At 71.6% G+C, this 20,661-nt stretch carries 23 protein-coding genes; 11 read left to right on the forward strand and 12 right to left on the reverse strand.

Annotated elements, in window-relative coordinates; translation table 11 throughout:
- Positions 1-5: 5 nt before the first annotated feature.
- On the forward strand, positions 6-365 hold the full coding sequence (locus tag ACWDS7_RS13795) for a barstar family protein (protein ID WP_451929548.1): 360 nt from the start codon (positions 6-8) through the stop codon (positions 363-365).
- Here the strand turns inward: ACWDS7_RS13795 and ACWDS7_RS13800 are convergent.
- Positions 275-619: a hypothetical protein gene (locus tag ACWDS7_RS13800; RefSeq protein WP_451929549.1), complete on the reverse strand. Its 345-nt coding sequence runs from the start codon at positions 617-619 to the stop codon at positions 275-277. The two genes, ACWDS7_RS13795 and ACWDS7_RS13800, sit on opposite strands and share 91 nt — an antisense overlap.
- A 222-nt stretch (positions 620-841) precedes the next feature.
- Here ACWDS7_RS13800 and ACWDS7_RS13805 point away from each other — a divergent pair, with 222 nt between their 5' ends.
- Positions 842-2,860 carry a sensor histidine kinase gene (locus ACWDS7_RS13805; RefSeq protein WP_451929550.1) on the forward strand — a complete coding sequence of 673 codons (2,019 nt, stop codon included), beginning with the start codon at positions 842-844 and terminating at the stop codon, positions 2,858-2,860.
- Positions 2,857-3,213, forward strand: a complete 357-nt coding sequence (locus ACWDS7_RS13810; protein ID WP_451929551.1) for a DUF742 domain-containing protein — start codon at positions 2,857-2,859, stop codon at positions 3,211-3,213. The genes ACWDS7_RS13805 and ACWDS7_RS13810 overlap by 4 nt, the downstream gene beginning before the upstream one ends.
- A gap of 130 nt (positions 3,214-3,343) precedes the next feature.
- Here the strand turns inward: ACWDS7_RS13810 and ACWDS7_RS13815 are convergent, their stop codons facing one another.
- A complete protein-coding gene (locus tag ACWDS7_RS13815) occupies positions 3,344-3,835 on the reverse strand; it encodes a GNAT family N-acetyltransferase (RefSeq protein ID WP_306860312.1) in 492 nt (163 codons plus the stop codon).
- 114 nt (positions 3,836-3,949) lie between these two features.
- Between ACWDS7_RS13815 and ACWDS7_RS13820 the strand changes: the two genes are divergently transcribed.
- Entirely contained in the window at positions 3,950-4,582 is a 633-nt protein-coding gene (locus ACWDS7_RS13820; RefSeq protein WP_451929552.1) for a GNAT family N-acetyltransferase, read from the forward strand.
- Here ACWDS7_RS13820 and ACWDS7_RS13825 read toward each other — a convergent pair.
- The gene (locus tag ACWDS7_RS13825; RefSeq protein WP_451929553.1) at positions 4,527-5,363 is read right to left on the reverse strand and encodes an NUDIX domain-containing protein; all 837 of its coding nucleotides are present in this window, start codon (positions 5,361-5,363) and stop codon (positions 4,527-4,529) included. The two genes, ACWDS7_RS13820 and ACWDS7_RS13825, sit on opposite strands and share 56 nt — an antisense overlap.
- A 105-nt stretch (positions 5,364-5,468) precedes the next feature.
- Between ACWDS7_RS13825 and ACWDS7_RS13830 the strand changes: the two genes are divergently transcribed.
- Complete coding sequence (locus ACWDS7_RS13830) at positions 5,469-5,786, forward strand: hypothetical protein (RefSeq protein ID WP_451929554.1); 318 nt, start codon at positions 5,469-5,471, stop codon at positions 5,784-5,786.
- Positions 5,787-5,903: 117 nt separating this feature from the next.
- Here the strand turns inward: ACWDS7_RS13830 and ACWDS7_RS13835 are convergent, their stop codons facing one another.
- The 6 genes from ACWDS7_RS13835 to ACWDS7_RS13860 all read right to left on the reverse strand — a co-directional run bounded on the left by ACWDS7_RS13835 (position 5,904) and on the right by ACWDS7_RS13860 (position 12,124).
- Positions 5,904-7,079, reverse strand: a complete 1,176-nt coding sequence (locus ACWDS7_RS13835; protein WP_451929555.1) for a PP2C family protein-serine/threonine phosphatase — start codon at positions 7,077-7,079, stop codon at positions 5,904-5,906.
- Complete coding sequence (locus tag ACWDS7_RS13840; RefSeq protein ID WP_451929556.1) at positions 7,066-7,881, reverse strand: alpha/beta fold hydrolase; 816 nt, start codon at positions 7,879-7,881, stop codon at positions 7,066-7,068. Before ACWDS7_RS13840 ends, ACWDS7_RS13835 begins: the two co-directional genes overlap by 14 nt.
- Positions 7,882-8,178: 297 nt before the next feature.
- A complete protein-coding gene (lpdA, locus tag ACWDS7_RS13845) occupies positions 8,179-9,579 on the reverse strand; it encodes a dihydrolipoyl dehydrogenase (RefSeq protein WP_451929557.1) in 1,401 nt (466 codons plus the stop codon).
- Between the two features lie 118 nt (positions 9,580-9,697).
- Positions 9,698-10,366: a TetR/AcrR family transcriptional regulator gene (locus ACWDS7_RS13850; protein WP_451929558.1), complete on the reverse strand. Its 669-nt coding sequence runs from the start codon at positions 10,364-10,366 to the stop codon at positions 9,698-9,700.
- A 111-nt stretch (positions 10,367-10,477) separates the two neighbouring features.
- Entirely contained in the window at positions 10,478-11,524 is a 1,047-nt protein-coding gene (locus ACWDS7_RS13855; protein WP_451929559.1) for a P1 family peptidase, read from the reverse strand.
- Positions 11,525-11,650: 126 nt separating this feature from the next.
- Positions 11,651-12,124: a hypothetical protein gene (locus ACWDS7_RS13860; RefSeq protein WP_451929560.1), complete on the reverse strand. Its 474-nt coding sequence runs from the start codon at positions 12,122-12,124 to the stop codon at positions 11,651-11,653.
- Between the two features lie 277 nt (positions 12,125-12,401).
- Between ACWDS7_RS13860 and ACWDS7_RS13865 the strand changes: the two genes are divergently transcribed.
- From ACWDS7_RS13865 to ACWDS7_RS13880, 4 genes are all read left to right on the forward strand, one after another.
- Positions 12,402-13,367 (forward strand): NADP-dependent oxidoreductase, encoded by a 966-nt coding sequence (locus ACWDS7_RS13865; protein ID WP_451929561.1) that lies wholly within the window; start codon positions 12,402-12,404, stop codon positions 13,365-13,367.
- Positions 13,368-13,459: 92 nt separating this feature from the next.
- Entirely contained in the window at positions 13,460-14,029 is a 570-nt protein-coding gene (locus ACWDS7_RS13870) for a dihydrofolate reductase family protein (protein WP_451929562.1), read from the forward strand.
- Positions 14,030-14,265: 236 nt separating this feature from the next.
- Positions 14,266-15,405, forward strand: a complete 1,140-nt coding sequence (locus ACWDS7_RS13875) for a sensor histidine kinase (protein WP_451929563.1) — start codon at positions 14,266-14,268, stop codon at positions 15,403-15,405.
- On the forward strand, positions 15,402-16,052 hold the full coding sequence (locus ACWDS7_RS13880; RefSeq protein ID WP_306860337.1) for a response regulator: 651 nt from the start codon (positions 15,402-15,404) through the stop codon (positions 16,050-16,052). Before ACWDS7_RS13875 ends, ACWDS7_RS13880 begins: the two co-directional genes overlap by 4 nt.
- On the opposite strand, the gene ACWDS7_RS13885 is transcribed toward ACWDS7_RS13880, so the two are convergent.
- On the reverse strand, positions 16,049-16,798 hold the full coding sequence (locus tag ACWDS7_RS13885) for a DUF2306 domain-containing protein (RefSeq protein WP_451929564.1): 750 nt from the start codon (positions 16,796-16,798) through the stop codon (positions 16,049-16,051). The genes ACWDS7_RS13880 and ACWDS7_RS13885 overlap by 4 nt on opposite strands.
- A gap of 286 nt (positions 16,799-17,084) precedes the next feature.
- Between ACWDS7_RS13885 and ACWDS7_RS13890 the strand changes: the two genes are divergently transcribed.
- Positions 17,085-18,071: an NAD(P)-dependent alcohol dehydrogenase gene (locus tag ACWDS7_RS13890; protein ID WP_451929565.1), complete on the forward strand. Its 987-nt coding sequence runs from the start codon at positions 17,085-17,087 to the stop codon at positions 18,069-18,071.
- Between the two features lie 115 nt (positions 18,072-18,186).
- Here the strand turns inward: ACWDS7_RS13890 and ACWDS7_RS13895 are convergent, their stop codons facing one another.
- The gene (locus ACWDS7_RS13895) at positions 18,187-18,858 is read right to left on the reverse strand and encodes a hypothetical protein (RefSeq protein ID WP_451929566.1); all 672 of its coding nucleotides are present in this window, start codon (positions 18,856-18,858) and stop codon (positions 18,187-18,189) included.
- A gap of 229 nt (positions 18,859-19,087) precedes the next feature.
- The gene (locus ACWDS7_RS13900; RefSeq protein WP_451929567.1) at positions 19,088-19,621 is read right to left on the reverse strand and encodes a CGNR zinc finger domain-containing protein; all 534 of its coding nucleotides are present in this window, start codon (positions 19,619-19,621) and stop codon (positions 19,088-19,090) included.
- Positions 19,622-19,723: 102 nt separating this feature from the next.
- Here ACWDS7_RS13900 and ACWDS7_RS13905 point away from each other — a divergent pair, with 102 nt between their 5' ends.
- Entirely contained in the window at positions 19,724-20,485 is a 762-nt protein-coding gene (locus ACWDS7_RS13905; RefSeq protein WP_451929568.1) for a class I SAM-dependent methyltransferase, read from the forward strand.
- Positions 20,486-20,661 lie beyond the last annotated feature (176 nt).

Below are 20,661 nucleotides of genomic sequence, written 5' to 3' on the forward strand. Positions count from 1 at the left end.
CCGCCTTGCCCAGGGGAACGTTCGAGGAGCGCGCGGCGGCCGGCCCCGGGGAGGTGCGGCCCGACGCCGCCCCGCACCGGATCGGCGGCTCGGCGATCACCACCTCCGCCGACGCCATGGCCGCGATCGCCGAGGCCCTGTCGTTCCCCGACTACTTCGGGCACAACCTCGACGCGCTGTACGACTGCCTGACCGACCTGACGTGGCTGCCGGCGGGCGAGCACCTGCTGGTCTGGTCGGACTCCTCGGTGCTGCGGGCCGCCGACCACCCGGCCTACGAGGCGATCCGCACCGTGCTCACCGAGGCCGTCGCCGACGACGCCCCCGGCGAGGCCTTCCTGTCCGTCCTGCTCTTGACCGACTGAGCCGTCGCCACGCAGTGCGCGCACATGGCCCCGTTGTCCCGGCCCTCCGCACAGGTGCACCACCAGTGCAGGACTCCGTCGGCGAGCCGGAACTCCACACGCGCGGCGCCGTCGTCCACCTCGGCGGCCACCACCGACGGGCTGAACCTGACCAGCTGCACCGCGCCCGACTTCTCCAGCTCACCGCCGCGGGCCAACGCCGCCTGCCCGGCGCGGTCGGCCTCCGCCCCGATCAGCTCCGCGATCTCTTTCATGGGCCCCTCCCCCTCCATAACTAGGACGTGCCCGGAGGCGCGATGGTTCGCAGTAGCCCAAAAGCTATAAATCCTTTCTTGATATGAATCACCGACATCTCTGGTCGCGGATGAGCAGCGTTGCTAGGGTTTCGCCACTGTTAACCGCACATATCCGTAGTGCGAGGTACTATGGCCGGCCGCAGCCACTCGATCAGGGTCAAGATTTTCACCCTCCTTCTCGTGCCGATTGTCTCGCTTGTAGCGATTTGGGCATTTGCGGCGACCCTCACCCTGCGGAGCGGCCAGGATCTGCTGCGGGCCAGCGAAGGCTACGAGCGCGGAATCCTGCCCACCCGGACGGTCACCACCGCGCTCCAGCACGAGCGGCTGCTGTCACTGGCCGCCCTGGGCGACTCGGCCGTCCCGCGCACCGACCTCGACGCCCAGCGCATCCAGACCAACACCGCGCGGGCGGAGCTGGAACGGCTGGTCCCCGCGCTCCAGGAGAGCACGACCCCGGCCGTGTGGGACCGTCTGGTCCGTCTGCTGGCCGCGATGGAGCGGCTCACCGAGGTCCGGAGCGGGGTCGACACCCACACCGCCGGCCGGATGCAGACCCTCGACGCCTACAGCGGGATGATCCAGGCGGCCTTCGAGGTCTACGACAAGATCCGGATCTCCTCGGACATCGACCTGAACGACCAGACCCGCGCCGTCGTCCTGATGGGGCGCAGCCGCGAGATGCTCAGCCGGCAGGCGGCCCTGATCGCCGGCGCCGTGGCCGAGGGCAGCATGAGCGCCGAGGAGCGCGCCGCGTTCAGCGAGCTGGCCACCGGCCGCAGGCTGCTCTACTCCCTGGGCTTCGACCAGTTCGACGAGGAGTTCCAGGGGCTCTACCGGGACCTGCAGAGCTCGGCCGCCTACACCTCGTTCGAGCGGATCGAGAAGGCCGTCACCACGGCGGCCCGGCCCGAACCCTCCTGGGTGACGGTCTCGGCCGAGCTCTCCGACACCTTCGACGGCCTCGGCGGCCAGGTCAGCAGGGGCATCACCGAACGGTCCGGACCGCTGGCCACCGGCATCCTGGTCCAGATCGGGATCGCCGGCGGCCTCGGTCTGATCGCGGTCGCGGTGTCCATCTTCGTCTCGGTGCGCTTCGGCCGCCGGATCGGCACCGAGCTCATCGGCCTCCAGCAGGCGGCCCTCGACCTGGCGCACAAGCGGCTGCCGGACGTGGTCGAGCGGCTGCGCAAGGGCGAGGACGTCTGCTCCGAGGCCCGGGAGCTGAACTACGGCACCACCACCGAGATCGTGAACGTCGGCAAGGCGTTCTCCTCCGTCCAGCGGACCGCCGTCGAGGCGGCCGCCGGCCAGGCCCAGATGCGCAAGAGCGTCAACAAGGTCTTCGTGAACCTGGCCAGGCGCAGCCAGTCGCTCCTGCACCGGCAGCTCTCCATGCTGGAGACGATGGAACGGCGGGCCAGCGACCCGGAGACCCTGGAGGACCTGTTCGGCCTGGACCATCTGACCACCCGCATGCGCCGCCACTCCGAGGGACTGATCATCCTGTCCGGCGCGGTCCCGGGCCGGGGCTGGCGGACGCCGGTCGCGATCTACGACGTGGTCCGCGCCGCCGTCGAGGAGGTCGAGGACTACCAGCGCGTGACGGTGAACGTGCCGCAGGGCCCCTCGGTGGTCGGCTCGGTCGTGACCGACGTGATCCACCTGGTGGCCGAGCTGGTGGAGAACGCCGCCATCTTCTCGCCCCCGCACACCACGGTGAGCGTCCACGGCGAGGCGGTGGCCAGGGGCTATGTCATCGAGGTGGAGGATCGCGGGCTCGGCATCACCCCGGCCGAGATGGCCCAGCTCAACGAGCGGCTGGCCGACCCGCCGGAGTTCGACCTGGCCGACAGCGACCGGCTCGGCCTGTTCGTCGTGACGCAGCTCGCCGCCCGGCACGGCATCCGCGTCTCGCTGCGCCCCTCCCCCTTCGGCGGCACCACGGCGATCGTGCTCCTGCCGGGCGAGCTGGTCGTCGACGCGACCGGCCCGCGGGCCGCCTACTCGGCCGAGGTCGAGTGGATCACCACTGACAGCGGCCTCCCCAAGCGGGTACGGCAGGCCGCGCCCGAGCGCCAGGCCGTGCCGGCGCGGCGGCCCGTGCCCGTCGAGGCGCCGGAGCCGGCCCCGAGCAGTGTGATGACGTCGTTCCGCGACGGATGGCGCCGTGCGGAGCAGGAAAGCGGGGCGGAATGACGGAACGCTGGCTCGACCAGGACGCCGGTCCCATCGTCCGCCCGTACACGCTCACCCGCGGCCGGACCCGGGCCGCCGGGGCCCGCTTCGACCTGATCGCCATCGTGGTGGCGATCAGGAAACCGCCGCAGGACCTGCCGCCCGAACACACCGTGATCATGGATTCCTGCCGCCTGCCGATCTCGGTGGCCGAGCTGGCCTCGGAGATCGAGATGCCGATCGGGGTGATCCGGGTGCTCCTCGGCGACCTGCGCGAATCCGGCCTGATCACCATGCGGCTCCCCGCGGGCGATGTCGCGCTCCCCCAGGAGAGCGTGCTGCGGGACGTGCTCGCCGGCCTCAAGGCGCTGTAGCCTCCAGCGCGTCGCCACCTCCTCCAGGACGCGGCCTCCTCCAGGACGCCGCCTCCTCTAGAACGCGGCCCCCTCGGGGCACCGCGGCTCACCGGTGCGGTGAGACGCCGCCCCCGGCCCGTGCTGCGGGTCAGTCGGTGGCCAGGCGGGCGTGCCGTTCCACGTCGTACCGCACCCCGTCGTAGCACAGCTTGGCCCGCTCGACCCCCTCGGGCCGGAAACCCGCCCTGGTCGCCACCGCGCAGGAGGCCGCGTTGTTGATCCGGTGTCCCAGCTCCAGCCGGAAGAGCCCGCGCTCCCGGAACGCCCAGTCCGCCAGCTTGCGGGCCGCGGCCACGGCCACCCCGCGCCCCCTGGCGTGCGGCGACGTCCAGTAGGACACCCAGCCGGTGTCGTGCGCGTCGATGTTGCTCACCGCGACGTTCCCCACGACGCTGCCGTCCACCACCACGGCGAACGCCTGCGCGTCGTCCCGGAAGCCCCACACTCCCATCCACTCCAGTGCCGCCTGGGGTGTGTCGATCGGCCGGGCCGCCTGCTGCGCCATGTCCGGCGAGCCGAACGCGTCGAGCAGGGCCGGCGCGTCGTCGGGCCGCCAGCCCCGCAGTTCCACCTCGATCATGCCGTGCAGGGTATTGCCCCGGCGGGGATGCCGGAAGCCCCGCGACCGCGCCGGACGGCCCGGGCCATCCGCAGATCTTGTGAGAGCGCTCCCACGAAAGGCATCATTGCCCCCATGACCACAGTCAGGCCGTACCACCCCGGCGACCGCGCCGCCCTCCACGACATCTGCGTGCGGACCGCGCACGACGGTGGCGACTCCCGGCACATCTACCCGGACCTGGAGCTGATGCCGAGCATTTTCGCAGCTCCCTACGCGTTTCTGGAGCCGGAGCTGACCTTCGTCCTGGACGACGGGGACCGCGCGGTCGGCTACGTGCTCGGCACGGCCGACACGGCCGCCTTCGTCGGCTCCTTCCGCTCCGCATGGCTGCCCCGCATGAGAGAGCGTTTTCCCGCCCTCGACGGACCGCCCGCCACTCCGAGCGAGACGATGATCGATCTGATGTACCGCCCCGAGCGGATGATCCTCCCGGAGCTGGCCGCGTATCCGGCGCACCTCCACATCGACCTGCTCCCGGACCACCAGCGCAAGGGCCACGGCCGCGCACTGATGAACGCCTTCCTCGACGCGCTGCACCACAAGGGGGTGCCGGCGGTGCACCTGGGCATGGTCACCGCCAACACCCCGGCCAGGGCCTTCTACGACCGCCTCGGCTTCCACGAGATCCCGGTCGCCGACCCCGGCCCCCTCACCTATCTCGGCCGGCGAACGGACCGGACAGCGCCGCCCACTGCAGCAGCATGATGGTCTTCGCGTCGGCGATCTCCCCCGACTCGATCATCGCGAGCGCCTTCGCGAAGGGCAGCTCCACCAGCTCGATCTCCTCGCCGTCGTCGGCCAGCCCGCCGCCCTCGGAGGTCCGCCGGTCCGGGCTGTAGGGCGCGGCGAAGAAGTGCACGCGCTCGGTGACCGAGCCGGGGCTCATGTAGACGTCGAAGACGTGCCGGACCTCGCCGATGTCGTAGCCCGTCTCCTCCGACGCCTCCCGCCGGATCGCGGTCTCCGCGTCGTCGTCGTCGAGCAGGCCGCCGGCCGTTTCGAGGAGGAACCCGTCGGGATGGCCGTTGACGTAGGCCGGATAGCGGAACTGCCGGATCAGCAGGACCGTCGCCCGGTCGGCGTCGTAGAGCAGCACCGTCGCGCCGTTGCCGCGGTCGTAGGTCTCGCGCTCCTGGGTGGTCCAGCTCCCGTCCAGGCGCAGGTAGTCGAACGTCGTCCTGCGCAGTACGTACCAGCTCGACGAGAGCAGATCCACCTCGCGCACCCGGACCCGGGGGTTGCCGTCCAGGTCGCGCCCGGCCTGGTCCAGGCCGGTACGGCCACGCCGGTCGGGGACGTTCACCCCGGGGACCTCACCGGGGACCTCGCCGGGGAGCGGAGCCCTCCGGTCCCCCGTCGCTCCCTCCGGCCCGGCCGCCGGCGGCACGTCCGGGGCGGCGGCCACCGGCCGGCCGTACGGCTCCCGCGCGGGCGGATCGGTCAAGGGCGTGCGCGACGGGCCGTCCGCTCCTGCAGGTGTTCGCATGGCAGCCAGTCTGCACCAACGCCGGAGGACCCCCGGACGCGCCGGCCGCCCGCATCCGATCGGGAGTCCCAGATAGTTCCGGGGACAGGTGGGCACTCAGCCCGTATGAGCGACGATTCACAGGGCCACGACTTCCGCGGGAACAACTTCAGGGACGGCCCCCCGGACCGGCCCAGGACGATGGGGGAGATAGCACTGAACCTGGCGGTCAGCGAGGCGCTGGCCAACCACGGCCACCACGCGCTGGTCAACGCGCACGAGAGCGCCGCCGACAACCACGAGCTCATGGCCCGGGCGGGAGTGGGCGATGTCGACGAGCACCTCGACCTGGCGCGCTGGCACCGCTGGTGCGCGGTCGTCGAGGACCAGCTCGCCGACGAGGCGGACCTGCGGACCCCGGCCAGACGGGACGGGGACCCCTGAGGGCGCGGGCACGGCCGGCCGCTGCTTCTCCCGCGCACGGACCGTAGACCCCCCGCGCACGGACCGCGCCACGGCGGAGCCCGCCCGGCCACCGGGCCGCCGGGCGGCTCCCGCCGTTCACTCCGGGATCTTGAGCACCACCACGGCGATGTCGTCGCAGGGCAGGCCGGACTGGAAGGCCACCACCTCGTCCGTCAGGTGCCTGGCGATGCCCGCCGCGTCCGCGTCCCGGCAGGCGCTGAGCACCTGCTCCATCCTCTCCTCGCCGAACAGCTCGTCGCCGGCCCGTCCTTCGATGACGCCGTCGGTGTAGAAGACGACGGTGTCCCCCGGGGCGAGGTCGACGGTGACGTCGTGGAGGTCCACGGTCTCCAGGATCCCCAGCACGGTCCCGGGCCGGCCGACCAGGCCGAGCCGCCCCTCACGGGAGATGCGGACGGCGGGCGGGTGGCCGCCCAGGGAGAGGGTGAGGCGGAAGCGGTCGTGCGCGTCCCGGTGCACCTGCGCGTAGACGGCCGTCAGGAACCGGTCCGTCTGCTCGCCGAGCAGCACCTCGTTGAGGGCGGCGAGGACCGCCGAGGGTCTGCTGTCCCGCAGGGGCGCGGCCCGGAGGGTGTAGCGGGCCAGGCTGGTGACGACGGCCGCCGCCACCCCCTTGCCGCACACGTCTCCCAGGGTGAGCGCCCAGCCGTCCACGATCTCGTACATGTCGTAGAAGTCGCCGCCGACCTCGTCGCCCTGTCCGGCCGGCCGGTAGGTCCCGGCCACGTCCATGCCGGGGACGCGGGGCAGCGCCGGCGGGATGAAGCTCCGCTGCAGGGTCCGGGCGAGGTCGGTCGCCTGCCGCTGGGACCGTTCCGCCCGCTGCCGCGCCCGCAGGAGCTCGCGCTCGTAGTCCCTGCGGTCGCTGGCGGCGACGACACCGATCCAGATCTGCTCCGGCCGGGTGGGGGTCCGCTCCCGCATCACCGCGTTGAGCAGGACCGGGACCCGGCGCCCGTCGACGCGTCTCAGGTCGACCGCGACCTCCCTGACCACCGCCTGCAACGCCAGCAGCGGGGCGAAGTGCGTCTCGTAGAAGATGCGGTCGCCGACCGCCAGCAGGTCGTGAATCCGGTACCGGCCGACCAGCTCGTCCCTGCGGTAGCCCGTCAGGGCGAGCAGCGTGCGGTTGACCCTGGTGATCGTGCCGTCGCCCCGCGTGGTGAGATAGCCGCACGGAGCGTCCTCGTACAGCTCCTCCAGCTCCTCCACCGCGCCCCGGGTCACCTGCGCGTCATCACGGATGGCCATGGACCTCCGCCCGCAGGAACGCCTTGATCGCGGCGATGGTCTCCTCGGGGGCGCTCAGATTGGGGCAGTGTCCCGTCGCCCGCATCAGCGTCAGCTCGCTGCCGGGGATCGCGCGGTGGACGTAGTGGCCCACCTGCGTCGGGGCGAGCGCGTCCTTCGAGCACTGCAGGATCAGCGAGGGCACGGTCACCTTCGGGAGATCGTCCCGGTTGTCGGACAGGAACGTCGTCCTGGCGAACTGCTTGGCGATCTCCGGGTCGGTACGGCAGAAGCTGTTGGTCAGCTCCTCCCCCAGCTCCGGGCGGTCCGGATTTTCCATGATCATCGGAGCCATCCGGCTCGACCACCCCAGGTAGTTGCTGTCGAGCGAGGCGATGAGCTCCTCGATGTCGGCGCCGCTGAACCCGCCGACGTAGTCGCCGTCGTCGATGTAGCGGGGTGAGGGCGCCACCAGGATCAGCTTGGCGAACCGGCGGGGTTCGCGGATGGCCGCCAGCACGCCGACCATCGCGCTGACCGAGTGCCCGACGAAGACGGCCCCGGTGAGGTCCAGCTCGTCGCAGACGTCGAGGACGTCCTGCGCGTAGCCGTCGAGCGACATGTAGCGCTCGGCGGAGTAGGCGGACATCTCCGAACGGCCGGCTCCGACGTAGTCGAACAGGACGACCTCGTACTCGTCCTCGAAGGCGGGGGCCACGTATCGCCACATGGCCTGGTCACAGCCGAACCCATGGGAGAAGACCATGGGCCTGCCGCCCCTGCGGCCGGTGACCTTGACGTTGTTGCGGGCCATGATGTCCATTGCCTGACTTTAGCCATCACACTATAAATAACGACAAAAGCCTCAGCAAGGGCGGATATAAATCCTCAACATCACAAAATTGCTGTAAAGCGAAACATAGCTTCAAACCTGAGGATAAGCCTTATTTACCCCCGTTTTCCAGGGGCCGGCAGGACGGCCGCCGGCGCCGCGGGAGGCGCCGGCGGGGCGGCCGGAGAGGTCATGCCCAGGTCATGCCCGCCCCGGCATGCCGCCGACCGCCCACCCCGACACGCCGCCGGCCGCCCGCCCCGCACCTGCCCGGGGCACCGCCGGGCCTCACATGTTGATCATGTGGCCCGCCAGGCCGTGGATCGCCTCCTTGACCGCCTCGCCGAGCGTGGGATGGGCGTGCACGTTACGCGCGACCTCGTGGACCGTCAGGTCCCACTGCTGGGCCAGCGTCAGCTCGGGCAGCAGCTCGGTGACCTCCGGCCCGATCAGGTGGGCGCCGAGCAGCTCTCCGTGCTCGCCGTCACTGACGATCTTGACGAACCCGGCGACGTCCCCCAGCCCGTGGGCCTTGCCGTTGGCGGTGAAGGGGAACTTGACCACCTTGACGTCGAAGCCCTGCTCACGGGCCTGCGCCTCGGTGAAGCCGAAGCTGGCGATCTGCGGCTGGCAGTACGTCGCCCGCGGGATCATCACGTAGTCGAGCTCCATCGTCTCCTCGTCGGCGATGGTCTCCGCGGCGATGATCCCCATGGACTCGGCCGCGTGCGCGAGCATCAGCTTGGCGGTCACGTCGCCGATGGCGAAGATGTGCGGCACGCTCGTACGGCACCGGCCGTCGACGTCGATGGCGCCCCGGTCGGTCAGCTTGACGCCCGTGCTCTCCAGCCCGTAACCGGTGACGCGCGGCTGGAAGCCGATCGCCTGCATCACCTTGTCGGCCTCAAGGACCTGCTGCCGCCCGTCGCGCGAGACCGTCACCCGCACCTTGTCGCCGGAGTCGTCGATGGACTCCACCCGGGTCGAGGTCAGCACCTCGATGCCGAGCCGCTTGTAGCGCCGCGCGAGCTCCGCCGAGACCTCCTCGTCCTCCAGGGGGACGACGCGGTCGAGGAACTCCACGACCGTCACCTTGACGCCGTAGTTGTGCAGCACGTAGGCGAACTCGACCCCGATCGCGCCCGCACCCGCGATGACGATGCTCCCGGGGAGCTCGTCGCTCAGGATCTGCTCCTCGTAGGTGACGACCCGGTCCGTCACCGACGTCCCCGGCAGCAGCTTCGTGGTCGCGCCCGCGGCGATGATGCAGTGGTCGAACGTCACCGTCTGGGCACTGCCGTCCCGGCCGGCCACCTGCAGCGTGTTGGCGTCGACGAAGGTGCCGCGGCCGTCGTACTCGGTGATGCCGTTCTTCTTCATCAGGTAGTGCACGCCCTTGACCCGCCCGTCGGCGACCTTGCGGCTGCGGTTGAAGGCCTCCGCGTAGTCGAAGGTGACCTGGCCCTCGACGCGGATGCCGTACGTCTTGGCCTCGTGCGTGAACAGGTGGGCGAGCTCGGCGTTGCGCAGCAGCGCCTTGGAGGGGATGCATCCCACGTTGAGACAGACGCCACCCCAGTAGCGCTCCTCGACGATGGCGGTGCTGAGTCCCAGCTGGGCCGCTCGGACGGCGGCCGTGTATCCACCCGGGCCCGCGCCGAGGACGACGACGTCATAGTGAGTGCTCATGCATCGGACGATATTGAATGGGGGGCCGGCCACTCCACGGGGGGTGGCCGTCGACCCGCCGGGCAGCGGGTGCCCGCCGCCGGCCGCCGCCGGGAGGACGCGCCGCGACCCGCCGGCGTCATCCCTCCCGGATCGCGTACGTCAGGACCCGCTCGCTGAGCAGCCCCTCGATGACGTCGAGGAAGCCCAGCACGGCCTCGGCGATGGCGTCGGGATCCTCCCCCGTGACGGTGCGCCTGCCGATCTCGCCGAGGACCTGCGCGTGGACCCAGCCGATCTGCGCGGCGACGAGCCTGGGCAGCGGGTCGTCGGGCGCGGCCTCCGTCTCCTCGGCGAGCACGTCGGCCAGGGCGGCGGTCATCTGCCAGGCCAGCCCCTCCAGCCGGGCGACGAGGGTGGGGGCGGCCCGCATCATCTCGAGGAAGCGCCCGAACCCCTCGGTCAGGCCCAGGGTGCGGTCGCGGCGGAGCAGCTCCTGCCGGAGGTGTCCGAGCACCGCCGCCGCGGCGGAGCGGCCCGCCTCCCGGGCTCGGACGATGTCCGCCAGCCGCCGGCCGGAGACCTCCTCGGGGGGCAGGACCAGGTCTTCCTTGGCCTCGAAGTAGTTGTAGAGGGTGTTGACCGAGACCTCCGCCGCCGCGGCGACCTCGGCGATGGTGACCTGGTCGAACCCGCGTTCCACGAACAGCTCGGTGGCCACCGTGGTGATGTGCCGCCGGGTCCGGCGCTTCTTGCGCTCCCGCAGCCCCTCGGGGGCACCGGCTCCGGCCGGGACGGAATCGATCACGATCGGTAATTTTACTTCACTGCAAACTTGGAGTCAGCTTCACGTTGGCCGCCCGCGCGACGCCGCAGCCCCGCCGGGGCGTCGCCGCGTGCGCGCTCGACTCCGGGGCCGTCAGCCTCCCGCGAGGGGTGACCCGCCGCGGCGCAGGAGCGCGAGCAGGCGGGGCAGCGGTATCGCGTGCAGGGTCCGCCCGCCCATGCCCGTCGTGGTCGTCGCGGTGAACAGCGAGTTCAGTACGGCCTCCTCGACGGCGTCGAGCGCCGCCTCGAACAGCGGGCTCAACGCCGCGTCCCGGGGCGGGGCGCCGCCGGGCCGGACCGAGAAGGCGATGCCGTAGTCCCCGCTGCCGTGGCTGTAGGAGGCGCCGACCCGGCCCAGCCCGAACACCGCGCGCCGCGCCAGGCGGGTGAGCTGGCGGGCGTCGAGGGGCGCGTCGGTCGCGACGACGACCATGCATGACCCCACGTCCGGGGTGTCGGATCCGGTCAGCCCCAGGGACGCCGGTGTGACGGTGGAGCCCAGGACGCGCAGCGTGCCGCCGAAGTTCGCCTGCACCAGCACGCCGATGGTGACCGGCCCGCCCGCCAGGTCGAGCACCCGGGAGGCGGTGCCGACGCCCGCCTTGAACCCCAGGGCTCCGGTGCCGGTGCCCGCTCCGACGCACCCCTCCGCCACCGGCCCCGGCGCGGCACTGTGGACGGCCTCCAGCACCTGCTCCTCACCGACCGGGCGGGCCCGGATGTCGGAGAGGTATCCGTCGTTGCACTCCCCCACGACCGGGTTGAAGGTCCGCACGTCCGCGCAGTCGGGCCGGGCCAGCATCCAGCTCACCACCGCGTCGGCCGCGCGGAAGGCCGACAGCGTCGCGGTGAGCACGACGGGCGCCTCGATCAGCCCGAGCTCGGCCAGTTGGGTGGCGCCGACCAGCTTGCCGTGGCCGTTGCCGGCGAACAGGCCCGCCGGCAGCGGCGCGTGCGGGCCGACGCCGTCGGGGACGATCGCGGTCACGCCGGTGCGGATGTCGGGCTCCCGCAGGACGGTGCAGTGCCCGACGCGTACGCCGGGCACGTCGGTGATGGCGTTGTGCTCTCCCGGCCCGTGCTCGCCGATCACGATCCCGAGATCACGCGCGCGTCGACCGCGCCCCGTCGCGTTCATTGGTCACCTTCCGTCAGCGGCCCCAGGCCGGGCCCGGTCAGCACAGGGCCGAGCATGATCCTGCCCTAACGTGGCCCGGCGCCGGCACCGCGGAGCGCCCGGTCGGCCACCTCCACCGGCGACCGGTCAGTATCTGCGCGAGCCATGGCCGCCGAACAGGGATCCGATCACCTCGTCGACGCGGCTGAGGATGTCGGAGTCCCCGCCACCGACGCCGGAGCCCTTGCGGCCGGGCGGCCGGACGGTGCTCCCGGAGGACACCCGGTCGCCGGTGCGGTCACCCCCGTAGTACCAGCCGTAGGAGCCGCGGCCGGACCCGTCGTCGCCGGCCCGGCACCTCTCGTCGTCGACGACCCGGTAGCCGCCGTCGGCCCCGAGCGAGTCCAGATCCACGCAGTGGGCCGAGCTCTCCCGGCGGCCGTCGTCCTCAGGGCGCCACGCCGACCAGAAGCTCACGCCCAGCACGGAGAGCAGGACGACGGTGATCAGGACGGCGGCGAGCCTGCCCGTGCAGCCTGACGGTTCCTCGGGCGGTTGTGGATCGTCCGCGGGATCGGACAGCCGTCTGGGCACATACGGCTCGTCTGCTTGAGTCATCATCGCTTCCCTGCTGCTGTGCGGGTGTCACGAGCCCGCGCCGTCCGGTGGCCGGTGTCCGCTCCGGCGGCGTCTCCGCCACCGGCCGAACTCTGCTGGCTGGGACTTGTCGCTTACTTGTGGGCGGTTGAGACGGCGGTACGTGTGGGCGGTTGAGACGGCGGTACTTGTGGGCGGTTGAGACGGCGGCGGATCCCCCATGCCGTTTGGCCTGATCTTTTCGTGTATTGACCATCAGGCCACTTCCGGCCTCCAACCGGCCACTGCGATGCTTGCCGGCATGACAGAGACGATGATGCGCGCGATCAGCCAGGACGTCCTGGGCGGCCCCGAAGTGCTGAAGGAGACAGCGGTACCACGCCCCGCGCCGGGCCCGACCGAGGTGCTGGTGCGGGTGCACGCGGCCGGGGTCAATCCGACCGACTGGAAGCACCGCGCCACGGGCGGCCAGCTGGGGCGGCCGCCGTACGTCCTCGGCTGGGACGTCTCCGGCGTCGTCGAGTCCGTCGGGGTCGGGACGGCGCTCTACCGGCCGGGCGACGAGGTGTTCGGCATGCTGCGCTACCCGTACGGCCACGGCGCGTTCGCCGAATACGTGGCCGCCCCCGCCCGCACGTTCGCCCGCAAGCCCCGGGGGATCGACCACGTGCAGGCGGCGGCGCTCCCGCTGGCCGCGCTGACCGCGTGGCAGGCGCTGGTGGACACCGCGGGGGTGGAGGCCGGGCAGCGGGTGCTCATCCACGCCGCCGCGGGCGGAGTGGGCCATCTCGCGGTGCAGATCGCCAAGGCCCGGGGGGCTCACGTCATCGGTACGGCGAGCGCCGCCAAGCACGCGTTCCTGCGCGGGCTGGGCGCCGACGAGCTCATCGACTACCGGAGCGTGGACTTCGCCGAGGTGGTCGGAGACGTCGATGTGGTGATCGACACGATGGGCGGCGACTACGGGCCGCGCTCGCTGCGCACCCTGCGCCGGGGCGGCGTCATCGTGTCGCTCGTGCTGTCCAATCTGCGTCCGGACCTCCACGCCCAGGCCGAGGAGCTGGGCGTCCGCTCGGAGTCCATGCTCGTGGAGCCGGACCACGCCGCCCTGAAGGCGATCGCCGCGCTGGTCGAGGAGGGCGAGCTGCGCGCCGAGATAGACACGGTGCTGCCGCTGGAGCAGGCGGCCAAGGCGCACGAGCTCGGCGAGACGGGCCGCACCACCGGCAAGATCGTGCTCACCGTGGAGCCCTCCACGGGCCGATAGGACCCCGCCGGCGTATTCCGGTTGACACCACTCCGCTTGTAGTACTACGGTCTGAATCACTACAAGCGAAGTACTACAAACGGAGTGATCGTATGCGGAAGCTGGTCTACTACGTCGCCCTCTCCATCGACGGCCGCATCGCCGGCCCCGGCGGCGAGTTCGACTTCTACCCGCTGGCGGACGACATGGCGGCGTGGATGAACACCGACTACCCGGAGACCGTCCCCGGCCACGTGCGCGCCCAGATCGGCCTCGACGCGCCGAACCGGCGTTTCGACACGCTGGTGATGGGCCGCGGCACCTACCAACCGGCGCTCGACGCCGATATCACCAGCCCCTACCCGCACCTGAAGCAGTACGTCGTCTCGACCACGATCCCCGAGATCGCCGATCCCGGGGTGGAGCTGGTCCCCGGCGACCCCGTCGGGCTGGTGCGCCGGCTGAAGCGGGAGGAGGGCCTGGACATCTGGCTGTGCGGGGGCGGGAAGCTGGCCGGGGCCCTGTTCCCGGAGATCGACGAGCTGATCGTCAAGAACTACCCCGTGGTCGCGGGCGCCGGCCTGCCCGCCTTCGCCGGAGAGTTCCGCCCCACACTCTTCACCCCGACCCAGAGCCGGTCCTTCAGCAACGGCGCCACCGTCACGTGGTACGGCAGGGCGTGAGACCCGGACGGCCCTCCCGCCGGGAGGCGACGGCCCGGCGCTCGCCATGACGCCGGGCCCGCGGCCCGCACCTCCGCCCGGCGACGACAGAGCCGCCCGGCGACGACGGAACCGCACGGTCCTCCGCCCGGCGACAACGGAAGCACGGACCTCCGCCCCGGGGCCGCACGACGATGGAATACACCTCTCACGCTCTGGGCCGTCCCGAGCGGCATGGGCTCTCGTACCATGTCTACGTGCTCGCCCTTTTCCGCTCCGTGTGGGACGAGCCCCGTCCCGCCGACCCGCCGTCACGGGTGTGGCGGGACTGGGCACTCGTGGGAGTGCTCGTGCCGGTCGCGATCCTCGAAGGAGTCCTGCGGCCGGATCTTCCCTGGCGGGCCGTCTCGCTGATCGTCACTGTCGGGCTGGTGCCCACCTTGCTGTGGCGCCGGACCAGACCGCTGCTGATGGTCGCGATCGTCTTCACCACCACGAGCCTGGCCCCGCTGCTGACGGCCGGCGACGCCCCGGAGACATACACGCTGGCGTACGTGCTGATCGTGCTGTACTCGCTGTTCCGGTGGGGGTCCGGACGCGAGGTCACGGCCGGACTGACGATCATGATCGCCGCGGTCTCCCTCTCGCTGCCCCTCGGCCGCCTCACCCCCGGTGACACGGTCGGCGCGTTCGCCGTCACGTTCTCGGCCGTCGCCCTGGGCGGGGCGCTCCGCTACCGGGCCGGGGCGAGAACACGCGAGCTCGACCAGATCAAGCTGCTCGAACGCGAACAGCTGGCCCGCGACCTGCACGACACCGTCGCCCATCACATCTCGGCGATGGCGATCCGGGCACAGGCGGGCCTCGCCACGTCGGCATCACGGCCGGACACCGCGACCGAGGCACTCCACGTGATCGAGGCCGAGGCGGCACGCGCCCTCGACGAGATGCGCGCCATGGTCCGTCTCCTGCGCCGGGACGGACGCGCGGACCTGACGCCCGGCCGCCACATCACCGACCTCGAACAGCTCGCGAGCCGAGGCGGCTCCGGCCCGTCCGTCGACGTGGAGATCTCGGGTGACCTCGGCGGCCTCCCCCCGTCGGTCGAGGCCGCCGTCTACCGCATCGCCCAGGAGTCGGTCACCAACGCCCGGCGGCACGCCCGGCACGCCACCCGTGTCGAGGTCCGCGTCGTCGCCGACGACACATCCGTGCGCCTGCGGGTGAGCGACGACGGCGACAGCGGCCTCATGCGCCCGGCCGCGCCGCCGGGATACGGGCTCATCGGCATGACCGAACGCGCTGACCTGCTCGGCGGCACCTGCGAGGCCGGTCCCGGCCCCGACCGGGGCTGGACCGTGACCGCCGTCCTGCCCCGGGCCGGAGCGGTGAGGTGAGCATCCGGGTGGTCGTCGCCGACGACCAGGAGATCGTCCGCACCGGGCTCACGATGATCCTCAACGCCCAGCCGGGCATCGAGGTCGTCGGCGAGGCCGCCGACGGGCGCCGCGCCGTCGAGCTCGCCCGTCGCCTCCGCCCCGACGTGTGCCTGTTCGACATCCGCATGCCGGGCCTCGACGGCATCGAGGCCACGCGCTCCCTCGCCGGACCGGACGTCGACTCCCCCCTCGCCGTCGTCGTCATCACCACTTTCGACCTCGACGAATACGTCTACGCCGCCCTGCGAGCCGGTGCCCGGGGTTTCCTGCTCAAGAACGCCGGGGCCGACATGCTCTCCCAGGCCGTCCACGCCGCCGCCGACGGCGACGCGCTCATCGCCCCGAGCGTCACCGCGCGACTGCTCGGGACCTTCGCCCGCACCGGGCCCGCCACACCACCGGTGCGCCCCATCGAGGTGCTCACGGACCGGGAGGAACAGGTCCTGGCCACCGTGGCACGCGGACGGACCAACAACGAGATCGCCGATGAGCTCCACATCTCTCTCAGCACCGTCAAGTCCCACATCGCCAGCCTGATGGCCAAGCTCGGCGCCCGTAACCGCGTCGAGATCGCCATGTGGGCCTATGCGACCAGGCGTGTCTAGGACCGGGCCGGGCGCCGGATCCGGCCGGCCGGCCGCCTACGGATGATCCATTCGGCCACGGCGAGGTTTATCACCCAGCCGGCGCCCACGAGCAGCGCTCTGGGGAGCTCGCCCGGTGTGCCGACGATCAGGACCCAGAACAGGTGGGTCAGCACCTGCGTGCCCGCGCCCAGGCCGATCGCGTAACCGCGGATCATCCAGGCGCGGTGCCGTCCGACGTCCCGCCGCCGGATCGCGGCGGCGCCGAGGAGGATGGCCAGGGCCATGGCCGAGCCGAACACGAGCCGGAGGCCGGAAAGGAGATCACCGTCACCGTCGGGGCGGGGGTAGAACAGGGTCATCCACAGCCCCGAGAACGCCGCGACGAGTCCACACGGGATCAGGATCCGCCCGGCGACGCGGTGCCAGGCGGACCTCCGCCGGCGGAGACGGGGAACGGTCTGGAAGGCCCCCATCACGCTGTACAGGCTGACGCTGAGGATGTGCAGCACCACGGGCAGGGGCGCCGCGAAGAACCGCGCGTTCTCCGGGGTGATCTCCGCTCCGCCCGTCAGCTCGGCCAGGCGGACGGCTCCGGCGGCCACCGGAACAGCGCTGAGCACGATCAACGCGGCGGGTACGAGCCAATCCGCCTTGGCGGAGGAGGCCGCGGCGGAAGTCCCCGTCGTGTCCCGGTCATCCACCGGCAGGCCGCTGCGCGGCGGCTGCGGTGACAGAAGGCGTCCTGTCGGACTCTCGTCGGTCATGACCCGATCGTGACGGCTGGGACGGTGACGGCTCATCGGCAGAACGGCCCGGTCCGAGTCGGCCGATCATCCGCCAATCAGGCGTACTTTCAGCCGATGAGCCCGCTGGGCCGGCCTTCTACGCTGATTTTCCAGGGCGCGGGGCACACTTGCCGCCGTCCGGCCGGCGATGTCCGCGCCCTGTCGATGCGGGCCACGGTGTCGATCCCGTGAGTGCGGCGGCCCCGATGGACCCGCGGCATGACCGACACCCGCACCCGCGGTGGACGAGGAGGAGGAGAGTGCGATGAAGGCGTTCGTTCTGCGTTCGTATGGCTCACCCGACGTGTTGGAGCTCACCGACGTCGACATTCCCGTGCCTGGCGACGACGAGGTGCTGGTCCGGGTACGCGCCACCTCCGTCCAGCCTTACGACTGGCACCTGATGAGAGGCGAGCCGTACGTCGCGCGTCTGATGCCCGGGGGCCCCGGACTGCGCAGGCCGAAGATCAACATCTTGGGCGCCGACATCGCGGGGCAGGTCGAGGCGGTCGGCAAGGACGTGACGGCGTTCCGCCCCGGCGACGAGGTGTTCGCGATGCCCAAGCAGGGCGGCTTCGCCGAGTACGCCTGCGTCCGGGAGAGCGAACTGGCGCCGAAACCGAAGAGCCTGTCGTTCGAGCAGGCGGCGTCGGTGCCTCTGGCGGCCGGCACCGCCCTGCTGGGCCTGCGTGACGAGGGACGGATCCAGCCGGGACAGAGCGTTCTCGTCAACGGGGCCTCGGGGGGCGTGGGCACCTTCGCCGTGCAGATCGCCAAGGCGTTCGGCGCGCGGGTCACCGGCGTCTGCAGCACCCGGAACGTGGACCTGGTCCGATCGATCGGCGCGGACGAGGTCATCGACTACACCAGAGAGGATTTCGTGCGGAACGGACAGCGCTACGACCTCCTGCTGGACATCGCGGGGAGCCGTCCGGGATCGGCATGCCGGCGGGTGCTGACCCGCCGGGGGACCTACGTCGTCGTCGGCGGACCGGGCGGCCGATGGCTGCAACCGGTCGGTCACGTGTTCTCGGCGCTCGCGATGTCGCCGTTCGTGTCCCAGCGAACGGCCGTGGCGGACGTGGTCCGATGCACGGAGAACAGGCAGAACCTGGTGACGCTGACCGGACTCGTCGAAGACGGCAGGGTCACTCCGGTCATCGACCGCTGCTACCCGTTCGCGGAGATCCCGACCGCCGTCGGATACCTGGAGACGGGACGTGCTCGGGGGAAGGTCGTCATCGAGGTCTGAGCAGCCGGACCCGAGCTTCTGGCCCCCTCGTGAGGCGGAGGCATCCCCGGGCCGCACGCGGCGGCGCCGACGGCTCCGCCATGACCTGGCTCCGCCTTCCATCCGGCGCCGGGCGTCAGGTCATCACCGACTCGCCACCGGGATAGGTGAAGGACGAGCGGGGCGAGTAGAAGCCCCACACGATCTGCAGCGGATCGGCGGGGCGGAGGGCGTAGACGGAGTGGTCCGGCTCCAGGAACTCCAGCGACACGACCTCGAACGGGTCCACCGGTTCCGCCACGAAGGGGTAGATCCCGCTGAGCTTCTGCCCGTCGACCTCCGTGATGTAGCGCAGCTGGCCACGGTTGACCGCCGTACCGGTGTCACCGACCCGCGCGGTCGTGCGGATCACCGGCACACCGTCCGACTCGGTCGTCGCGACCAGCTCCCTGCCCCTGACCTCGATCGTGGTACGGCCCGCGGTGGCGGGCACCCCTCGGGCGGCCACGTACTCGCGCACCGCCGCGCTGGAGTTGAAGTAGTGCGTCCACCAGCGGCCGGGGGTCACGCCGTCAGGGGCGTAGGCGTGTTCCAGGTCCGCCCCGATGTAGGTGAGCGAATACGCGCCGAAGCCCGAGGTCTGCTCGGGCTGGTCGACGACGTACTGATTCATGAAGACCTGCCGGTTGGGCATGGGCTTCAGACCGTCGGGGACCAGGGCCGCGACGGCTCCGGGATCGGCCGGCACCCAGCCGAAGTAGATCATCCGGCTGTTGACGACGAGCTGGGGAGCCACGAGTTCGGGCACGACTTCTCCCTGGCTATCGGCGGTGTTATAGCCGGAACATACGTCACGTCCCCACGGAGAACAATGGTGGACATGCGGCACCCGCCGACTCCCGGGGACCGCGGGCCGCGGGGCGGCCGCACCATCTGAACCGGCCGCCCACCCACCCGCGCCGACCGCCGCACTCACCCGCACGCTCAGCCGACCGCACGCACCCGCCCGGCGGTCGGCAGCCGTCGGGAGCGCGCCGTCACGGGACCCTGCCCCTGGCGCGGAAGGCCGCGGTCTTGACCCGGTTCTGGCATGCGGTGCCGCAGAACCGGCGGGTGCCGTTGCGGGACACGTCCACATACACCCGGTCACAGTGCGGCGCCGTACACACCCCGAGACGGTCGTGGAACTCGCTCCCCAGCACGATCGCGAGCCCGGTGGCGCAGCTCGCCGCCCACTCGCCGGCCATGGTGCCGCCGGGGCCGTGGAAGTGCAGGTGCCACGGCTCCCCGTCGTGCCGTTCGAGCAGCGGCCGGGCGCGGGTCGCCTCAAGGAGGCCGTTGACCTGCAGGGCCGCCGCGTCGATGTCTCCCGTCGCGACGGCGTCGAAGACCACGCGCAGCTGCGTCGCGATCTCGACGAGCTCACCGGCCTCCTCATCAGTGACCTCACGGTAACTCGGATAGCCGGTCCGCAGGGCCTCGGTGGCGGCGGCGGCGAGATCGCGCGGCGACGGGAAGGCGCGGCCCCGCCTCTCCCCGGGGGTCAGCTCGTTGACCAGACTCACCGCCATCCGGACGATCGTATCAGCGTGACTGTTGAAATCCACTTGACCAGTTACATCCTCGCACTTTAGCTTGTGACTGCCACAAGCTTAAACGACAGTCACAAGGGGATGATTGTGCTCACCCACGATGCCGCACTCGACTGGATCGCACGCTGGGACCGCCAGCAGGAGGGCTACCTGCCCGACCGCGAGGAGCGCTTCACCGTGCTGATCGACGCTGTCGAAGCGACGGGCCGCCCCGATCCGCTGGTCATCGACCTCGGCTGCGGACCGGGCTCGCTGTCCGCCCGCCTTCTGGAGCGGCTGCCCGGGGCGACGGTGATCTCGGTCGACGCGGACCCGCTGCTGCTCGGCCTCGGCCGGGCCGCCTACCCTCATCTGAGGTTCGTCTCCCTTGACCTGCGCACCCCCGGATGGGCCGACTCCCTGGGCCTGGACAGGCCGGCCGATGTCGCGGTCAGCACCACCGCGTTGCACTGGATCTCCGGATCGGACCTCCCGAAGATGTACGCCGAGCTGGCCACCGTGTTGCGTCCGGGCGGGCTCCTGCTCAACGGCGACCACATGGAGACCGACGACACCGCCCCGGCCGTCGCCCGCCTCGAACGCGCCGTGCACGACCGGGCGACCGAGCGCGTGTTCGCCGGCCGACGCCCCGAGGAATGGCGCCAGTGGTGGGACGCGGTCGCCGCCGACCCCGCCTTCGCCGAGCTCAGCTCCGCACGCGCCACCGCGGGCGCCGACCACTCCGGTTCGGAGTCCCCCCTGCTCTCCACCCATGTCAGCGCCCTCCGCGATGCCGGCTTCACCGAGATCGGCTCCCTGTGGCAGCGCGGCAACAACCGGCTCCTCTGCGCCGTCCGCGGCTGATCCGGCCGCCCTCGGCTCCGCCACCGCGGGCCCGGGCCACCGCCGGCCCGGGCTCCGGAGGCGGCCGGGAGCGGCGGTGGCCCGAGCTCCGGAGGCGGCCGAGAGCGGCGGTCGGCATCGGGCGGAGGCCACGGCACGGGCGGTGGTTCAACGGGGGCCGGGGGCGCGGCAGGAGC

This window comes from Streptosporangium sp. NPDC003464 (assembly GCF_053588315.1).